This window comes from Pseudomonadota bacterium, from assembly GCA_039033415.1.
In the GTDB taxonomy this organism is placed as follows: Bacteria; Pseudomonadota; Gammaproteobacteria; order Xanthomonadales; family SZUA-38; genus JANQOZ01.
Window position 1 is genome coordinate 55,830 of sequence record JBCCCR010000020.1, and the last position, 18,158, is coordinate 73,987.

The 18,158-nt window shown below is 60.1% G+C and carries 15 protein-coding genes; 10 read left to right on the forward strand and 5 right to left on the reverse strand.

Features of this window, described 5'->3' with window-relative positions; all coding sequences use genetic code 11:
* Window positions 1-122: 122 nt before the first annotated feature.
* The 3 genes from AAF358_16765 (at window position 123) to AAF358_16775 (ending at window position 4,124) form a co-directional block, all read left to right on the forward strand.
* Window positions 123-1,208, forward strand: coding sequence for a LacI family DNA-binding transcriptional regulator (locus AAF358_16765; protein ID MEM7707211.1), 1,086 nt, complete (start codon window positions 123-125; stop codon window positions 1,206-1,208).
* A 90-nt stretch (window positions 1,209-1,298) separates the two neighbouring features.
* Window positions 1,299-2,240, forward strand: coding sequence for an aldo/keto reductase (locus AAF358_16770; GenBank protein MEM7707212.1), 942 nt, complete (start codon window positions 1,299-1,301; stop codon window positions 2,238-2,240).
* A 108-nt stretch (window positions 2,241-2,348) separates the two neighbouring features.
* Entirely contained in the window at window positions 2,349-4,124 is a 1,776-nt protein-coding gene (locus AAF358_16775; protein MEM7707213.1) for a serine hydrolase, read from the forward strand.
* 92 nt (window positions 4,125-4,216) lie between these two features.
* Here the strand turns inward: AAF358_16775 and AAF358_16780 are convergent, their stop codons facing one another.
* Window positions 4,217-5,458 carry a diguanylate cyclase gene (locus tag AAF358_16780; protein ID MEM7707214.1) on the reverse strand — a complete coding sequence of 414 codons (1,242 nt, stop codon included), beginning with the start codon at window positions 5,456-5,458 and terminating at the stop codon, window positions 4,217-4,219.
* Between the two features lie 238 nt (window positions 5,459-5,696).
* Here AAF358_16780 and AAF358_16785 point away from each other — a divergent pair, with 238 nt between their 5' ends.
* From AAF358_16785 to AAF358_16815, 7 genes are all read left to right on the forward strand, one after another.
* A complete protein-coding gene (locus AAF358_16785; protein MEM7707215.1) occupies window positions 5,697-6,563 on the forward strand; it encodes a class I SAM-dependent methyltransferase in 867 nt (288 codons plus the stop codon).
* Window positions 6,564-6,600: 37 nt separating this feature from the next.
* The gene (locus AAF358_16790) at window positions 6,601-7,302 is read left to right on the forward strand and encodes a hypothetical protein (protein MEM7707216.1); all 702 of its coding nucleotides are present in this window, start codon (window positions 6,601-6,603) and stop codon (window positions 7,300-7,302) included.
* Window positions 7,303-7,627: 325 nt separating this feature from the next.
* The gene (locus AAF358_16795) at window positions 7,628-8,407 is read left to right on the forward strand and encodes a ferredoxin--NADP reductase (protein MEM7707217.1); all 780 of its coding nucleotides are present in this window, start codon (window positions 7,628-7,630) and stop codon (window positions 8,405-8,407) included.
* Window positions 8,408-8,480: 73 nt separating this feature from the next.
* Entirely contained in the window at window positions 8,481-9,854 is a 1,374-nt protein-coding gene (locus tag AAF358_16800; protein ID MEM7707218.1) for a class II fumarate hydratase, read from the forward strand.
* Window positions 9,851-10,222: a hypothetical protein gene (locus tag AAF358_16805; protein MEM7707219.1), complete on the forward strand. Its 372-nt coding sequence runs from the start codon at window positions 9,851-9,853 to the stop codon at window positions 10,220-10,222. Before AAF358_16800 ends, AAF358_16805 begins: the two co-directional genes overlap by 4 nt.
* A 114-nt stretch (window positions 10,223-10,336) precedes the next feature.
* Complete coding sequence (locus AAF358_16810; GenBank protein ID MEM7707220.1) at window positions 10,337-11,593, forward strand: efflux RND transporter periplasmic adaptor subunit; 1,257 nt, start codon at window positions 10,337-10,339, stop codon at window positions 11,591-11,593.
* The gene (locus tag AAF358_16815) at window positions 11,590-14,769 is read left to right on the forward strand and encodes an efflux RND transporter permease subunit (GenBank protein MEM7707221.1); all 3,180 of its coding nucleotides are present in this window, start codon (window positions 11,590-11,592) and stop codon (window positions 14,767-14,769) included. The genes AAF358_16810 and AAF358_16815 overlap by 4 nt, the downstream gene beginning before the upstream one ends.
* 138 nt (window positions 14,770-14,907) lie before the next feature.
* On the opposite strand, the gene AAF358_16820 is transcribed toward AAF358_16815, so the two are convergent.
* The 4 genes from AAF358_16820 to AAF358_16835 form a co-directional block, all read right to left on the reverse strand.
* Complete coding sequence (locus AAF358_16820) at window positions 14,908-15,396, reverse strand: hypothetical protein (protein ID MEM7707222.1); 489 nt, start codon at window positions 15,394-15,396, stop codon at window positions 14,908-14,910.
* 379 nt (window positions 15,397-15,775) lie between these two features.
* Window positions 15,776-16,210, reverse strand: a complete 435-nt coding sequence (gene azu, locus AAF358_16825; protein MEM7707223.1) for an azurin — start codon at window positions 16,208-16,210, stop codon at window positions 15,776-15,778.
* A gap of 114 nt (window positions 16,211-16,324) precedes the next feature.
* A complete protein-coding gene (locus AAF358_16830; protein ID MEM7707224.1) occupies window positions 16,325-17,068 on the reverse strand; it encodes a glutathione S-transferase family protein in 744 nt (247 codons plus the stop codon).
* Between the two features lie 76 nt (window positions 17,069-17,144).
* Window positions 17,145-18,035 carry a DUF1295 domain-containing protein gene (locus tag AAF358_16835; GenBank protein MEM7707225.1) on the reverse strand — a complete coding sequence of 297 codons (891 nt, stop codon included), beginning with the start codon at window positions 18,033-18,035 and terminating at the stop codon, window positions 17,145-17,147.
* Window positions 18,036-18,158: the final 123 nt, after the last annotated feature.

Here is an 18,158-nt window from a genome sequence, read left to right on the forward strand (position 1 = left end):
GTCGCGTTCTTCACAATCTCCTCACAAGCGGCCCATAACATTGCGAAGGCGTTTGTAGGAAGACTTTCCCTTCGACGCAACCAACGTAAATTCAGTGGGGAAATCACTGATTTGAACCGACTTTGACCAACCGCAAGCCAACTTCGCTGGATATTGCCTACCTGGCCGGCGTATCCCAGGCCACCGTCTCTCGCGCCCTCCGGGATAGCAAGCTGGTGAGCGAGGCCACGCGAAAGCGGGTCAAAGACGTTGCGCGCGAGCTGAACTACCGCACCGATCGGAACGCTGCGAGCCTGAGGTCGCAAAAGGCTCAGACCATCGCGCTCCTAATTTTCGAGGACCCCACGTCGGATTCCTCACACATCAACCCGTTTTTCCTGCGTATGCTCGGCACCATCACCCGAGCGGCATCGCGGCGCGGTTATGACCTGCTGGTGTCCTTCCAGCAGATGAGTCAGGACTGGCACACCGAATACGAACGCTCGAACCGCGCCGACGGGATTATCCTGCTCGGCTATGGCGACTACACGCGGTACGGCCACAAGCTTCAGTCGCTGGCGGACGCAGACGCTAATTTTGTGATTTGGGGTCCGGTGCTGGAAAACCAGCCCGGGCACCGGATCGGTTCGGACAACAAGCTGGGGGCCAGGGAGGCCACTCGCCACCTTCTCAAGCTGGGTCGAGAGAAGATTGCTTTTATCGGCGACGTTTCTGATCGCTGTCCCGAATTTAGGCTTCGGTATACCGGCTACCTGGAGGCGTTGCGAGAAGCCGGAATCGCGGCAGATAAGGATGCCCAGGTCGATGCAGACAATCGGGAGGGTGACGGTCGCGAGGCGGTTGAGCTGCTGCGCCAGCGCGGCGTAGCGTTCGACGCCATCGTCACGGCGAGCGACCTGATGGCCATCGGCGCTATCCAGGCCCTCAATGCGAACGGCATGCAGGTCCCCGACGACGTCGCTGTCGTCGGGTTCGACGACATCCCCGCGGCTTCCTACATCAGTCCCGCGCTCACCACAGTCCATCAGGACACGGCGTTGGCGGGGCGCACGCTCGTCGACAACCTGCTGGCGATGATCGACGGACAGTCGGTTCAATCATCGTTGATCCCCCTTGAACTGGTGGTGCGCGAATCTTGCGGCGCATCGATTGCCCAAGCCCAGGCGGATTCCGGCAAACCGAAAAGGCTTCGCGCTGTCGATCGGTGACTTTTAGCTTAGGGCGCCCGAAAGCGTGCCGGCTGTCGCCGGCGAGGCGCCAGGCATCAGGACACACTTAATTTATTGCCGACTTCCGCGATGCAGAAACATCCAATTCCGCTGACCGATCTACACGTTTCACCGCTGGCGTTGGGAACCATGCAGCTCGGCGGCGCCTGGGATCAGGACCCTCTGACCGACTCGGCCGTGGAGACAACCGCCGCCATCATCGAATCCGCGCTCGGCCTCGGCATCAACCACTTGGACCTGGCCGATATCTATACCTTTGGTAAATCTGACCAGGCGATCGGCCGGGTGTTGGCGGCACAGCCTGGGCTGCGACAGCAGCTGGTGATTCAGCAGAAGTGCGGCATTGTGCTGCCGCAGGAACCCGGCAATATCCAGCACTACAACTTGAGTGCTGGCCACATCGTGGCCGTGGTGGAACAGACTTTGACCACCCTCGGCACCGACTATTTGGACATACTCGCCCTCCACCGCCCAGACCCGCTTGCGGTGCTGGAGGAGGTGGCTGCCGCCTTTGATCAGCTGCACAGGACGGGTAAGGTCCGCTGGTTTGGCGTGAGCAATCACAGCGCGGGGCAGCTGGCGCTGCTAAAAAGGTGGGTCGACCAACCGATCGTCCTGAACCAGCTCGAGCTCAGCCTGCTTCGGCACCAGCTGATCTCCGACGGCCTCATGATCAACACCTCCAGCTCGCAGAACTCGCAGGGCCTCCTCGACTACTGCCGCCTGCACGATATTTTTATTCAGGCATGGTCACCGCTGGCCCAGGGTCGTCTGTTCGATGCATCGTCGCCGCTGGGCCGTGCCATCGCCGCGATGGCGGACGAGCTGGGGGCACCGGCAGAAGCCGTCGCGCTCGCCTGGATCCTCCGTCATCCAGCCAAGATTCAGCCGATTGTCGGCACCGGAGACCCCGAGCGTTTGGCGTCATGCGCCAAAGCCGTTGCGACGGCGCTCAGTCGACAGCAGTGGTACCGCCTGCTGGAGGCAAGCCGCGGTCAGCCAGCACCCTGAGGGCTGCCGTGCATGGGGTCGGCAGGCGCGCTGACCTGTGCCGAACGAGACATTTCAGGGGCGACAGCATCGTGTACGCTCACCCTTTTTCTGGGAGAGTCTCAAGCCGTGAAGCGTTTCCTGATCAGTGTTTTGCTGCTTCTGCTCAGCGGTTCGTGCCTGGCGGATGGCCATGGTCGTTCCGACGTTGATGCGGTCTTTGGGGGCTTGCGCCCGGTCAATTCCTTCGAGGGTGATCCGACCTGGTCGCTTCAAGAGCGCATGGAACACTATGGCGTACCCGGTGTCGGCATTGCCGTCATCAAGGATCGAGAGGTCATCTGGCATGAGGTTGTGGGCCTGGCAGACCGTGTAACCGGGGCCCCAGTGACGTCCGATACCCTGTTCCAAGCCGGCTCAATCAGCAAACCCGTTAGCGCTTACGGCGCGATGATGATGGTTGAGAGCGGCGATCTCAAACTGGATGAGTCGGTCAACAAACGACTGAAATCCTGGAAGATTCCCGCCAGCGAGTGGAGCGACGAGAATCCCGTCACGCTCACGCATCTGACCAGCCATACCGGAGGGCTGACGGTTCACGGCTTCCCGGGTTACGCACCCGGCGTTGCGGTGCCGACGCTCGTACAGGTGTTGGACGGCGTGCCGCCAGCCAACACGCCGGCGATTTTTGTGAATCGGGCGCCGGGGGAGGGCTGGCGCTATTCCGGCGGCGGCTACACGGTGATGCAGCAGCTGATGATCGATGTCGGTGGCAAGGCGTTTCCGGCGCTGATGGAGGAGCTCGTGCTCGGCCCGCTCAACATGCGCAGCAGCACGTTCGAGCAGCCGCTGCCGCCCGGCAAGCTCAAAAATGCCGGAGCGGGTGTCCTGCCCAACGGATCGGACGTCCCCGGAAAGCGCCACACTTATCCCGAGATGGCCGCGGCGGGTCTTTGGACCACCGCCTACGATCTCGCTCTGTTTGCCGCCGATGTTCAGCAGGCGCTCAACGGAGACAGCGAGGTTTTGTCCAAGGCCATGGCCGAGGCAATGGTGGAGCCCGTCGATCCAACGTTCGGCCGAGGGTTTTCCCTGGAAAGCATAGACGGTCACGCTTACTTTGAGCACGGCGGCTGGGACGAAGGGTTTTGTGCGCAGCTGACCGCCAGCCGGGACGCGGGGGTGGGTGTTGCGGTGATGATCAATTCGAACCATCCCCAGTTTCTCGACGAGGTTGTGAAGTCTGTGGCCATGGCCTATGACTGGCCCGGCTATCGAGACCTGAAACGACAGCCGATGCCGTCATCTGCCCTCTCGGCCTATCCTGGCCGCTACCGCTACAACGACGAACAATCCATCTCGGTAACCGCGGACGCTGGCCGGCTGTTTATGCAGTACGTCGGTGAGGCACCGCAAGAACTGATTCATATCGGCGACAACACCTTTGCTCGCCGCGAGCGCGGTGCGCGAATCACTTTTTCGGAGCGTGAGGGCTCGCCGATCTTTGAGTTCATGATCGACGACGAAAACCGCCAGCGTCACGTACGCCTTGCGGAAGACGAATTTCTGCCCAGAGACGTCCTGGTACGAGACGATGAGGAACGGGCTCTGCAGCGCTATCGCGCCCTGATTGAGGCGGACGGATCTTCACCCTGGGAGGCGATCCTGAATGACACGGGCCTTGAGATGGCAGGCAACGGCTTCTCCGATCTCGGGCTCAAACTGCTGAGGATCAACGCTGAGCTGTTTCCCGAGTCGGCAAACACCTGGGACAGCATCGGTTATGTTCTGCTCCAGCAAGGGCATCGCCAGCAAGGAGAGCTCTATTACCGCAAGGCGCTTGAAATCGACCCGCAGTTTTCCTCCGCGCTTCAGGCTCTAGCAGAACTTGAGGCGGCCAACTGATCCCGCGGCAGCTGCCTCATGAGGCTTTTGCCGTCCAGGTGATGAGCCCTATGGGGGCGACCGATCCATTCGACGCCCAGAGCCTGGTGAGTTCAGCTGCTGCGAACCGCGGCGACAACCTCGTCGCCAAGCTGGTGATCTGATTCGAACCAGGTCAACCGACCGCGACCCTGAGACTTCGCCTGATACAGCGCAAGGTCAACCTGCTTTACCAGACTCTCTGGCGACCGATTCGGTCGGGGCTGTATGAGTCCAGCGCCGATGCTGACCGTCACAACGGGGGCGGTGCTGGAATCGGCGTGGGGGATTTCCAGTGCTCGGATCTCTTCCTCGATCTGTTTACCCGCGGCCACTACGTGCTCGGGCGTTGCGGCATAGAACAAGAGCGCAAACTCCTCGCCGCCGACGCGAGCCGCGATGTCGAGGGGGCGGCGGACCGAGTCGCCCAACACCTCGCCGATGCGAGCCAGGCAGCGGTCGCCAGCCTGGTGCCCGTAGCGATCGTTAAAGGCCTTAAAGTGGTCGACGTCGACCAGCAGCAAACCGAGCGGGTTGCTGTCGCGATGTCCTTGTTTCCAGAGTGATTCCAGCTCTTCGTCGAAGACCCGGCGGTTCTTGAGCCCGGTGAGCGAGTCCACGCTGCTGAGAACCTGCATGATGCGCCGCTGCAGAAAGCTGAGTCGTTGGCTGTGCTCAAGGGTGTAGGCGAACACGAGCGCCACGACGCTCACCACCATCAGGACCGACGTTTCAAAACGAATCAGCTCAGGCGGCGCGCCGTGATAGGAAAGGCTGAAGCCATAGCTTAGGGTGATGATGGCCCCGACTGCGGCTACGTTCCAGAACAGAAACCCGACAAGCATGTACAGGCCGAGAAAGCCGGTCAGCATCGTCACAAAAGCGTGCAAGTTACCCTGAGTAACGGATTCGGCGACCGAATAGCCGCCGAAGACACCGCTGGAGGCCAGCACCAGCGGCGCGACCTGGAGCCAGTATCGAAAAAAAAGGGGTTTAACAAAAAGGGTGATCAGCAGCAGCGCGGAGATCGGTCGTTGAACGTACTTTGACAACTGATCCATCAGGGTCAGCGCCGTGTCGACGGTCTCCGGCTCAGCGGCATTGTTGTTGGCGGTCATCCAGACGCTGAAGACAATCATGCTGATCACGCAGATCAGCACCCGCCGGCGAACTGACCTCAGATGATACTGCCTGTAGTGGTGCTCGAGCGGAGCTTCGAAGCGCAGCCACCGGAACCCGCGCTCGATCTGCGCGTTCCAAACACGATGATCGCGTATCGATTCCGAGGCATGACTGATAGCAGGTCTTTTTGGCAAGCCGTGGTTCCAACAGGGAACGTCCCCTCCTTGCCATCGGCTGGCGCGACAAATTCTTGATGGCGCTGGTGGCCTGACGAACTATTTTGCCGGTGAGTCTCGGGCGTCGAAGACCGTACGCCCATTGGCTTATAATCGCCGGCTTGATTTACGAATGATAATCGTTACCATTTGCCACTTGACTGCTTACGCCTAGGTGCGCTGGCAGACGCCGAAAATGAATTCTGGGAATGCCTCTTTGACCTCAAGCGCAGTAACAACCGAGCTGCCGGCAGCCGGCCCAGCTTCCGTGGATGACTGGAACGGCTGGGCTGGCGATGGGTGGATCGACCTGCAGAAAACGCTCGACGCGATGTTTGCGCCGCAGCGCGACTTCCTGCTCGCACAACTGCGTGAAGACGACCGCAGAAAAGTCCTGGATATCGGCTGCGGCACCGGGGCAACCTCGCTGGCGCTCAGCGCGAGGTTGGCCGACGGAGGCCACTGCACCGGCATCGACATTTCGGGGCCGATGGTCATGCTGGCGCGCAAGCGCCTTTCATCGACGCCGCTGCCGGTCGATTTTGTTGTCGCCGATGCCGCGACTCATCCGTTCAAGGCCGGACATTATGAGCTGCTGGTTTCCCGCTTTGGCGTCATGTTTTTTCCGGATCCTAAGCAGGCCTTTAGCAACCTGCTGCGCGCCGCAGCGCCGGGCGCTGAGCTTCACGCTCTCGCGTGGCGGCGGCCTGAGGATAATCCCTTTATGACAATTGCCGGCCGCGCGGCGTCCTCTGTTTTGCCGGAGCTCAAGCCACCGCCACCGAACGAGCCTGGGCAGTTTGGCTTCGCTGACTCAGACTGGGTCCAGGGCATACTTGGAAACAGCGGCTGGGGGCAGGTGAGAATGAACGCACTGAATTTCGCCTGCGCTTTTCCGGCGGATCAGCTCGCAGGTTTTGTCACCAAACTTGGCGCCCTTGGTCGTCGCTGGCCGGACCTGGACAAGGCGACCCGGGCCGCGCTGCTGGAAGCGGTGCTGCCCGCCTATGAGCCACATATCGGTGGCGATAAGGTTCACTTCACCGCTGCCTGCTGGCATATTTCGGCAAAGGCGCCAAGATAATTACACCTTAAGACCCGCGACTTAGAAGGCTTTTTGTTTGCTAGCAGAAGCGACCGTCGTTGATCTGATGATCGACGCGCAGACCGCCGCTCGGGAGATCCACGGCCCGGACTTTTACACGGCGCACGAATCTTCACTAACAGCAGCGCCAGCACGCTTTCAGGCGGCGGCCATGGCGTCTGCTTCGGCGGTTGTCGCCTACAGTGAGTGGCTTGAGGCCTGCGGTAACACATTCAACCTGGTAAGCCGCGCTGGGCTCAATCCGGTTCGCCCCAAAAAAGAAATTGCGGCGGTCTGCGAAGATCTGCTGAGACGAATTCGGCAGTACGCGTCAGCCGCGGAACAGTGTGCGGCTGCGGCAAAGGCAGCAACCCAATGCGCGCTGCTTGGCCCGCAGTCGACAAGCGATGAACGTAATGTTCCAGAGGGCGCAACGCGGACTGCACTGCTTAAGCTCACGGAATGTCCAGAACTGCGGTACGTGCGGGAAATCAGCGACGCGCTGAAGGATCGAGAGCTGCTGGACGCGACGCCGAGCGAGTACCTGCGTGACGGTTTGTCGTTTCCCGCTATGTCGACAGTGGACACCAGCTGGCCACCAAAGTCGGTCAATAAATTTGTTGGCTATGAGTGGGAACAGCAGGTGGATGTCTACCAGTCGCTTTTTCAGGCGCTAAATCAGGACCTTGCTGCGCCAGGTCTCTTGCCACCGGGCGCGCTACAGGGTTGTAACACCTAAGCTGTAGAGTCCGGACAATTCAACACTCGCCTGAATCCTCTGGAACGTGCGCCAGTAGGAAATGAATGAGAGTGAGTGGCATTTGCAACTTAGTTCCTGTTCATCATATGATCGCGCCGGCGCAACGTAAGCAAGAACAATAAGCGCCGCACATCCCGGCCGGTGCATTACTCAGCAGCTTCCTTGCCCGACTGGCTGGCCGGCCGCTCCTTTTTTGCTGCTGTCGCAAATTCTTTGTCTTTTCTGCTGTCCCCGCCGCATGTCGCTTGGCTTTGATAATGCAAATCATTATCATTAGCATATCGGTGTTTCGAAAGGACAAAAAGTGGCATCTTCACTGCAGCGGGGGCGGGTCTTGGAAGTTAAACACTGGAACGACCGGCTGTTCAGCTTTCGCACGACTCGAGACCCGGGATTCCGTTTCCGCAACGGTCATTTCATCATGATTGGGCTTGAGGTGAACGACAAACCGCTGCAGCGTGCCTACAGCATCGCCAGCCCCAATCATGCCGAATACCTAGAGTTTTTCAGTATCAAGGTAGCTGATGGCAAGCTGACTTCGCGCCTGAAAGACCTGACGCCAGGCGACGAGATCATCCTAAGTCGCAAACCGGTTGGCACGCTGGTTGTTGACGATCTCAAGCCCGGAAAGCGCCTCTTTTTGCTGGCAACCGGCACCGGCCTTGCCCCCTTCCTGAGCATAATCCAGGATCCGGAGACTTTCGATCGCTTCGAACAGGTTGCGGTGGTTCATGGCGTGCGCGCAGTGGACGACCTGGCCTACCGGGAGTTTCTCGAAACCGGCCTGCAGTCCGACCCGTATCTGGGCGAAATCGTCCGCGGCAAGTTCAACTATCTGCCGCTGGTAACCCGCGAACCGTTTACGAGCTGCGGTCGTATCCCTGAGCTTCTGCTCAACGGCGAGCTGTGCCGGATGCAGGGCCTGGACCCGATCGACCCTGCTACAGACCGAGCCATGATTTGCGGCAGCATGGCGATGCTCAAAGACACCTCGGCAGCGCTAAACCAGCTTGGCTTTGCCATGTCACCCAGTCAGGGCGTTGCCGGAGATTACGTGATCGAACGGGCTTTTGTGGACAGCTAGTCACGCGGGGGGACGGAGAGAGAACGGGCCCGGATTGGGAAGGGCCAGGAGTGACCAAAGGAGGAGCAGGACGATGGTGAGAATGGTTAGCGACAGCATGGGTGAGATGGCGGTGCCGGATCACGCGCTGTACGGCGCGCAAACCCAGCGCGCGATCGAGAATTTTCCGATCAGCGGCCAGACCATGCCTGAGGCGTTCGTCCGGGCATTGCTGCAAATCAAGGCCGCCGCCGCCCGGGCTAACCGGGAGCTGCAGTGCATCGACCAGGCCATTGGTGTCGGTATCGAGGCTGCCTGTGTTGAGCTTCAGACCTCCGATGATTTGCTGGACCACTTTCCGGTAGACGTTTTTCAAACCGGTTCGGGCACCAGCAGCAACATGAACGCCAACGAGGTCATCGCCAGCGTTGCGACAAAAAATCTGAGTCAAGCCGTTCACCCCAATGATCACGTCAATTTTGGCCAGAGCAGTAACGACGTGATCCCCAGCGCGATACACGTGAGCGCTGCGGTTGCGCTGATCAACGAGCTGATGCCGGCGCTCCAGCACGCGATCGAGGTTGCGGAAAACAAGGCAAAAATGCTGGAGCACGTATGCAAAACCGGCCGAACGCACCTGATGGACGCGATGCCGGTGACCATGGGGCAGGCCGTCGGCAGCTGGGGGGCGCAGCTGCGCGCTGACGTGGCGCTCCTCGAATCGGTTCTAAACCCGTTGACCTTGCTGGCGATCGGGGGCACCGCCGTCGGCACCGGCGTCAACACGCATCCAGAGTTTGCCGGGCTGCTGTGCCGCTACCTTTCCAGCGAGACAGGGATTCAGTTTCGGCCGGCCCCGAACCCGTTTCCCTTGATGTCTTCCCAGGATACGGCGGTGGCCGTGTCAGGACACCTGAAGACGGTGGCCGTCTCGCTCATGAAAATCGCTAACGATTTACGTTGGATGAACGCTGGGCCACTGGCTGGCCTTGGGGAAATTACGCTGCAGCCACTGCAGCCGGGCTCCTCAATCATGCCGGGTAAGGTCAATCCCGTGATTCCCGAAGCGGTAGCGATGGTGGCCGCCCAGGTCATTGGCAACGATGCCGCAATCACCGTTGCCGGGCAGTCGGGAAACTTTGAGCTCAACGTCATGCTGCCGCTCGTGGCCAGCAATCTGATCTCCAGCATGACGCTGCTCAGTCGAGGCAGCCGCTTGCTGGCGGATCGGGCCATGGCAAGCTTCACGGTCAACGAAGCGCGGCTCAACGAAGCGCTGCATCGAAACCCGATTCTCGCTACGGCCCTGAACCCGATTATCGGCTACGGCAAGGCTGCTGAAATCGCCAAAAAAACCTATCAGGAGGATCGGCCGGTGCTGGATGTCGCGCAGGAGGAAACCTCACTTTCCCGGGATGAGCTCAAGAAGACGCTCGATCCCCACAAGCTGACGCGAGGCGGACTATGAGCACAGAATCGGCTATTCGTTATGCCCAGGATCCGGACAATCCCACCTTGCTGTATACCTACCTCGATGATTGTGATCAGCGCGCAGCGCTAGCGTCGACGATTCAGGCGCAACGCCTTTACCGACACGCCTTCGAGCTTTTGCTGGACGTTATCAGCGATGACTGCGTTCCGCGTCATTGGCGAGCGCTGTGTCTCGATCACGTCTACCGCACCCTGGTCGGCCTAGCTCGATTGGCCGAATCGGACCGCGATCTTCAAGGTCTGCTCGAGCTGGAATCGCAGCTTCGGGTGACCGCGGAGTTTTTTCTAGGCAAAGCTCAGGTCTGCGGGAGCCTGCCGGCGCGCGGCGCCGTCGCAAGCGCCTGAGCAAGTGACCGCACTTGAGGCATGGCGCATTTCACCGTGCCATGCCGATGGTCATCTGCCGAGTTCTCACTTCCGGTGAGATAATGGTGACGTCAAAGGCCTGGTTATGCCGCTATGACTACTAAGAGCGTGTTAAAAGCCGTTATCCCCTTGGGCGTTATCGTTGGCGCGGTGATGATCACAATGACGCTGGTCAGTCTGCGTCCTCCGCCCATCCAGGTAGAGCCCGAGAAAAGTGCACCGATTGTTGAGGTGGTTCCGGCAAAGACGGCACCGATGGCCTATCGCGTGCAGTCCCAGGGAATATTACGGCCGCTGACGCGCACGACGGTTGTCGCTGAGGTCTCCGGCAAAATTGAGTGGGTGTCGGAGCGGTACGTCGTCGGCGGGTACTTCGACGCCAACGAGCTGCTGCTGCGGATCGATCCCAGCGATTACGCGGCCGCCTTAAAGCAGGCTGAGGCAACACTCGCTGGCCGGCAGGCGCAGCTTGCCCAGGAGCAGGCCCGCGCGGAGCAAGCCAGTAAAGACTGGCGGCAGCTTGAAGGCCGGCGAGGCAATCAGGCGCCGGCGCTCGTGCTGCGCGAACCGCAGCTGGCGGAAGCGAAGGCCAACGTGCTGGCCGCGGAGGCCGACCTGGACCGGGCACGCCGAAATCTGCAGCGGACCGAGATTCGGATGCCTTACCGCGGTCTCGTTGAAGCCAAAGACGCGGATGTTGGTCAGTACGTCACCCCAGGCGGCCGCCTGGGGGTGACCTTTTCGACTGCGGTTGCCGAAATCCGCCTGCCGCTGTCCAGTGACGATCTGGCTTTCGTCGACCTGCCGGCGGTTGGCGAGACCGGCGGGCAAGGATCGTTAGTGCGTCTTCGGGCGACGCTTGCGGGGCAGCAAAGCGAACGACTGGCGCAGATTGTTCGAAGCGAGCAGGTGTTCGACGAGCGGGCGAGGGTGATCTACGCCGTAGCCCAGGTCGAAGACCCGTATAACCTCGAAGGCCCGTCGAGCACACCAGCGTTTCCTATCGGCACTTTTGTGTCGGCGGACATCGAGGGTGTCGACGCGGGAGCGGTGATCGCGCTACCACGCTCGACGCTTCGTGATTCTGGCGAGGTCCTCGTTGCCAATCAGCAAAACAAGCTTGAGATCCGTCCGGTCACGGTCGCCCGCGCAGACGCGCAAAACGTTTACATCAAGGCTGGGCTGCGCGACGGCGAGCGGGTGATTACGACAGCGGTTGACCTGCCCATCCCGGGCACTGAGCTGCGCATCCAGGGCGGGACTCAGATCCCCGCGCTTGAGTTTCCGACGGTGCCGACGCCTGCCAGCGGAAAATCCCTGCCGAAAACGCGCGCGGAGGATCGAGGATGAATCAGCTCAACTGGTATGAGTCGATTATCACCTGGTTTGCCCGAAATCCGGTTGCCGCAAACCTGCTGATGGCCGTGCTTTTGCTCGGTGGCCTCTACACGGCCGCGACCATCAAAAAAGAGCTGAATCCTCGTCTGGAAATCAACGTGATCCAGGTGCGGGTTGAGTACCTTGGCGCAGGCCCGCTGGAGGTGGAGAAAAGCGTTTGCGTCAAGCTCGAAGAAGCGCTTCAGGACCTGGTCGGCATCACCGAGCTTGCCTGCCGCGCGTACGATGGCGTCGGCGTTGTCTCCGTCGATGTCGATCCGGCCTACGACATGGCGGAAATGCAGGACGAGGTACAGAGCCGCGTCGACAACATCGCCACCTTTCCCGAGCAAACCGAGAGACCGGTGGTTACCCGCGCACGCTTCGAACAGCCCGTGATGTGGCTGTCGGTGTACGGTGACGTCAGCGAACGAACGCTTTATGAGTACGCCAAGACGCTGCGCGACGACATGCTGGCGCTTCCGAAGATCACGCGGGTTGAGGTGATTGGCGCCAGGCCCTATGAGATCTCGCTAGAGGTCTCTGAAGATACGCTGCAGGGCTACAACATCACCTTCGACGAGCTGACGGCAGCGGTCAGGCGAAGCTCGCTTGACCTTCCGGGTGGGGCAATCCGGACCGACAGCGGAGACGTGCTGCTGCGCGCCACGGGCCAGGCGTACGTCGGCCGCGACTTCGAGAAGCTGGTGGTGCGGACCAACCGCGATGGGACTCGGGTGCTGCTGGGTGACGTGGCCCGGGTGCGTGACGGGTTCGAAGAAGTTGAAGCCTATTCACAGCACAACGGGAAGCAGGCGATTGCGGTGCGCGTCCTATCGGTGGGCCAGCAGTCGGAGCTTGAGCTTGGCGAGACGGTCAGGAACTACGTGCAGGCCCTGCAGGCTGAGTTGCCGGACGGTATCTCCGTCGACTACTGGGCGGATGTCACCTACTACCTCGATGGTCGACTCGACATGATGGTGAAAAATCTGCTGAGCGGCGCGATTTTGGTCTTTCTGGTGCTCACGCTGTTCCTGCGCCTCAAGCTCGCCTTCTGGGTCATGGTCGGACTGCCGGTCGCCTTTATGGGGGCGTTCTTCGTGATGCCCGCGGCCGGGGTTACCATCAACATGACCAGCTTGTTCGGCTTCATTTTGGTGCTGGGTATCGTCGTCGACGATGCCATTGTCATCGGCGAGAGCGCCTATACCCACATTCGTCGGGATGGGCACAGCGAAGCGAGCGTGGTCGACGGGGTCCTGCGGGTTGCAATTCCAGCCACTTTCGGCGTGTTGACGACCATGGCTGCGTTTTTTCCCATCCTCACCATCGACGGCGTTTTCGGGCAGTTCCTGGCGCCAATCGGCTGGGTGGTCGTGCTTTGCCTTGCCTTCTCGCTGGTCGAGTCGAAGCTGATTCTGCCGGCCCACCTCGTGCACATGAAGCTCCCGCCGCCCTCGACGCCCGAGCAGCAACGAAGCGGAACGCTGCGCCAGCGCGTGCTGAACGCCCAGCGCAAGTTCAGCGACGGCCTCAAACGCTTTGCCGAGCGGCGCTATGTGCCGCTGCTAAAAGCGGCTCTACGTCAACGTTACACCACGCTCGCCCTGTTCCTGGGCATGCTGATTATCAGCGTGGGTCTTCTGATGGCGGGTTTTGTCCGGACGGTGCTTCTGCCCGAGGTGCCCGGGGACTACATCCAGGCGGATCTGCTGATGGCGGAAGGCACGCCGCCCCGGCAAACGCAGGAGGCCATGGACCGCGTTCAGCGCGCGTTGTGGGAAGTCGATACGACACTGAGCCAGCGCTACGGCATGGAGCCGGGCAGCGTGGTCGGAACGCTGTTTGCCTTCACCGACTCCGACGTCGCCGGCACGATGATCGTGGAGCTGAAGCGAAACGAGGGTGTCGGGTCACTGCTGCGGGAGGTCACGGAAGGCTGGCGTGAGCGCGCCGGTGAGATCGCCGGCGCCAGGTATTTGAGCTTTTCCGACGCAGGCGGTCCGAACGCCGGGGCTGACATCTCCTTTCAGCTGGTCGGGCGCGACCGCGACCTGCTGGCTCGAGCCTCCAAAGAGCTCGAGGCCAAGGTGCGAAGCTACGCCGGCGTGTTCGATGTCCGCAACTCCCTTGAAACCGGCGGCCGCGAAATTAAGCTGAGGCTGAAACCCGAGGCAGAGGCTCTAGGGCTGACGCTGCAGGATCTTGCGCGACAGGTGCGGCAGGGTTTTTATGGCGAGGAGGTTCAGCGCGTTCAGCGTGGCAGTGATGAGGTGAAGGTCATGCTCCGCTACCCGAAAGCTGAACGAGACTCGATCGGCTATCTGGAGCAAATGCGGGTCCGCACGGCTGACGGGGATGCGGTGCCATTTGCCAGCGTTGCCACGGTGGAATATGGACGGGGGCCGATTCGGATTTTACGTTTTGATCGGCAACGCGCGGTTAGCGTGACCGCTGAGGTGGATACGGAGAACTTTGAATCCTGGCCTATCAACCAGGAGCTTCGCGATCGGGTCATTCCCGAGATTCTGTCTCGTTACCCAGGCGTGCAGTACGTGCTGTCAGGCGGACTGCGAGAGGCTCAGCGACTGACGGTCAGCATCGTCAACGGGTCGCTGGTCGCCGTGTTCCTGATCTACGCACTCATGGCGATTCCGCTGCGCTCCTACGCGCAGCCTTTGCTGATCATGTCGGTAATCCCATTCGGCGTGATCGGCGCCATCTTCGGGCACTGGCTGCTGGGTGACGCCATCAGCATCATCTCGGCCTTCGGCATCATTGCGCTCGCGGGTGTCGTGGTAAACGACAGCCTGATCTTGGTGGACTACATCAATCGCCGAGTTCGTGATGGCATGGCGTTGCAGGATGCCATTGTCGCCGCTGGCGCTCGCCGCTTCCGGCCGATCCTTCTGACGTCGATGACGACCTTTCTTGGACTGGCGCCCATTGTGTTTTTCGAGAAAAGCCTGCAGGCGGCGTTCATTATCCCCATGGCAACGTCCCTGGCGTTCGGCATAGTCTTTGCCACCGTCATAACGCTGTTCTTGATTCCGACGCTTTGTCTTGTGCTCGATGACGTCAAAAACCTCTTTCACCGCTCGCCAAAGCCGCTAGACGGTATTGGTGCTTCATCCGATCCAGCGGCGTAGAAGCCGCAATGAAGTAGGACCAACACCACCACTTAGGACTGGCTTTACCGAGCGACTCTCTCGCGCAATCACCGATCACGCTGGCTGGCTTTTCGGCTAAGCGGCTTAAGGCTATCGCCTGGGGGGGCGATGGCTGTCTTAGTGCAGGGTCACCGACTGGCCCGGCGCAACGCGGGCTGGATGGGTAGCAGCCGAGAAAAGGATCGGTAGCTTCGGACTCACGTACCGCGCCAGCCTTTGCAAGGAGCGAGTGATCGCCTCATCACCGTCAGGAAAGCAAACACCTCCCAGCAGGTGTCTGACGGAAGCCGTTGGATCATCCGCAACCCTCTCCAGACAGGCCAGCCATACTTGCTCATCGGCGTTGAAGGTGATGATCGTTGGATGATTGAATTCCATAGGTCGGACCGACCATGCCGACAGCTGCTGTATGTTGAATCGAATTAGGGCTTGAGTCTCGGGAATGCCCGCGTCCACAAACGATCGCATGACCATCGGGCAAACGTGACGCTGATTAGCCAGCGCGAATACCTCATGACGCAGGCCCCACAGGCAGAGTTTCAGCCCAGGGGGAAGATCGTGAAACGTCCGTTCTTGCGTCTGGGTTTTCGATTCTATGGTTATCACTGATCACCCCTCTAATTGTTAATAAGAATGATTAGCATTATTATTAATTGTGAAGGAGAGATCAACTAGCCGATTTGTGGAGGATGTATCGATGGACTCACAACCATTGCGAACGCGCGACAAGTCGCTGTTGTGGCTGGTAGCAGTTGGGTCGATCTGCTCTAGCTATTCTTGGGCCGTAACGTGGTTGCTATAGGCGCAACCCGTCGGCACGGTACAAACTAGACCAGATGAATTTATTCGCTTGATGTCATCCCGCGTTCGCCCAGTGCAGAGCAGACGCCGGCGTACGACCTAGGTCTCCCGCATGTGATAGATCGCATGGCCAGGCGGTGGCGCCAATGATGGGCGCCACTCGCGAATGGTGCCGAGCGAGTGCTCAGGTGATCTTTAAGACGCCCTTCATGATCGCCCAATGCCCGGGAAACGAGCAGAAGAACGCGTATTCGGCGTCGGGCAGTTCGGCCAGGGAGAACGTGACGCTGGTTTCTTCGCCGCCGCCAACAACGGTTGTGTTGGCCAGTACTCGCGCGTCGCCGGGGGGCACGTAGTTGTTTTCGAGCCCGGCGCCGAGTCCGGCCTGGGCCACCGCGTCCAGATCGCCAGACTTTGACAGCACCCAGTTATGGCCCATCGCGTTGCGGGGCAGCGAGCCCGTATGTTTAAGCGTGACGGTCACCGATTCGCAGCTCCGTTCCACCTCAATTATGGTCTTGTCATAAGCGATTCCGTCACCGGCGGTGATCGTCACGTCGCAGGCCGCAAAAGCCGTTTGACCTAGGGCCAGCATAAAAAGCAGCAAAAGTGTTCGCATCGAAAATCTCCTTGCAGTCAGTTCTCTAAAATCATCGAATACGAATGATAACCTTTCGCAATGAAGAAAGGGTGGACACCGCCTAAAGCGGTTTTGCCCCTGACTGCCGTGCGTCTACCGAGCGTTTTGGTAAACGGTCCGAACGTATCGGATGCTGGGTCGGCTCGCCCAGCGCTCTGTATCTGCCTGGGCCAGCGGCGGCACCACGATATGCTGATATTCGGGGTGCTCGTCCGGCAGCGCAATAGGTGACAGGAGGCTCGCTGCAGCCAGGTCTGCCCGCGTCATCGTGTCGCCGAGCAGGTAGGGCCGCCCGTCCGCCAGCAGGCCGTCGAGCCAATCGAGCTCGCCTTCTACCTTGGCGCGCGAATCTTCACGCTGGGCCGGGCCCAGGTCCATGCCTTTAATCATCAAGCGACACACAACTTTCCACCCAAGACGCAGCTTGAGCTGGTCCAGCCACGGGAGACCGCGGCGGAAAATTGGGAGCACCGTGGCCGGATGATCGACGATGGCCTCTGAGTAGAAGTAACGTCGAACGTGGATCCCGGCGATGTCATCCAGGCGTTGCTCAATTTCTCGGCAGGCGTCGCGATTCTCCGCACTGGAGAGTTTTGCGCCACCGGGGGAGTTGGACTCCGCCCAGCTCACAACGTCTGCAGATCCCTGGATTACGTCGTCGGGAAGTTCAAGAAACGGCATCGCCCCGCGTTTGAGGCCAAGTGAACGGGCTTTCTTGAGGTGTTTGCCGGGCGCCAGTCGGTTGAGCGTGTAGTCATGGCCCAGATAGTCCAACGCCCAGCGCGCCTTTTCGCAGTAATGGGAGATGGCGAATACGTGAAGCGTGGGTTTTGCCATAGAAGAGGATCCTTTCTGGCGGCGACTAGGAACGTTTACTGAGGTCGAAGATTCCGGTCTCCCGCCGATTGGTGACTCAAGATTCGGTCCCGAGGTCTTTCGACGGGCCGGGAAAGAAACGGTTGGTCCGGCGCTGGTACTCCGCGTAGGCCGGCCGTTTCTGAAGAGAATAGTACTCGGAGGGCCTGGCGCCGGTGTAGTGCACCAAGGTCTGATACATAAGGCGCGAAACGAACAGCAGTCCAAGCGTCAGCAGGACGGCGACCGGAATGGGTTGGGATTTGAATAGCTCCGGAACCGCGGGCATCGCCATCAGAATTAGCCCGTTCCAAACCATCCATTCAAAAAAATAGTTGGGGTGACGGCTGTAGCGCCATAGTCCAACGTCACAGACGAGGTCACGCTGGCCCTTGGCCTTACTTTGGGCCACAAACGCTGCCTTTTGGCGGTCCGCAAGCGACTCGAGGACCAGCGAGATCAACGCAAGTGAAAAGCCGAGTAACTCCAAGCCAGTGACGCCGGATGCAGGATTGAAGGCGATCACGAACGCCGGGAAGGCGAGGAAAGAGGCGTTCGCCAGCCCCTGCACAAGCACCTCTACCTGGCGTGCTAGTGCGACGTTGGTGACTCCGGCGCGCTCCCAACGCAGCGCCTGATACCGATAACGAGCTAGCTCTCGGTTCAGTGCACCAGCCCGCCACAGCATTACCGCATAAAAACCCATGCGGCCCCCGATGGCGAGGTAAAGTCCGCAGACCATCGCCAGCCGCATTTCATTTGCCTCAGCGAATCGGAACCCAAAGGTCAGCAGCCCGATGAATACCAGCCCCCACGGCCAGCCGATGTCGACATAAGACATGCGGCCCGTTTTCCAGGTTGGCCAGCATACGACCAGCGCGAACAGTCCCAGCTGCAGCAGCCCGTTGGTGAGCGCGAGCGGTCGTATCGACTCGGTCGCCAGGAGCACGAGCCAGCCAAGAATAAACGGGACGAGTTGAAGTAGCTTACTCAGAGGGTGCTGCCGAAGGCGTCAAAAGACAGACTACCCATTCTCTCATGAGTCCGCCGGGTTGGCTCGCGCCGGGCAGTG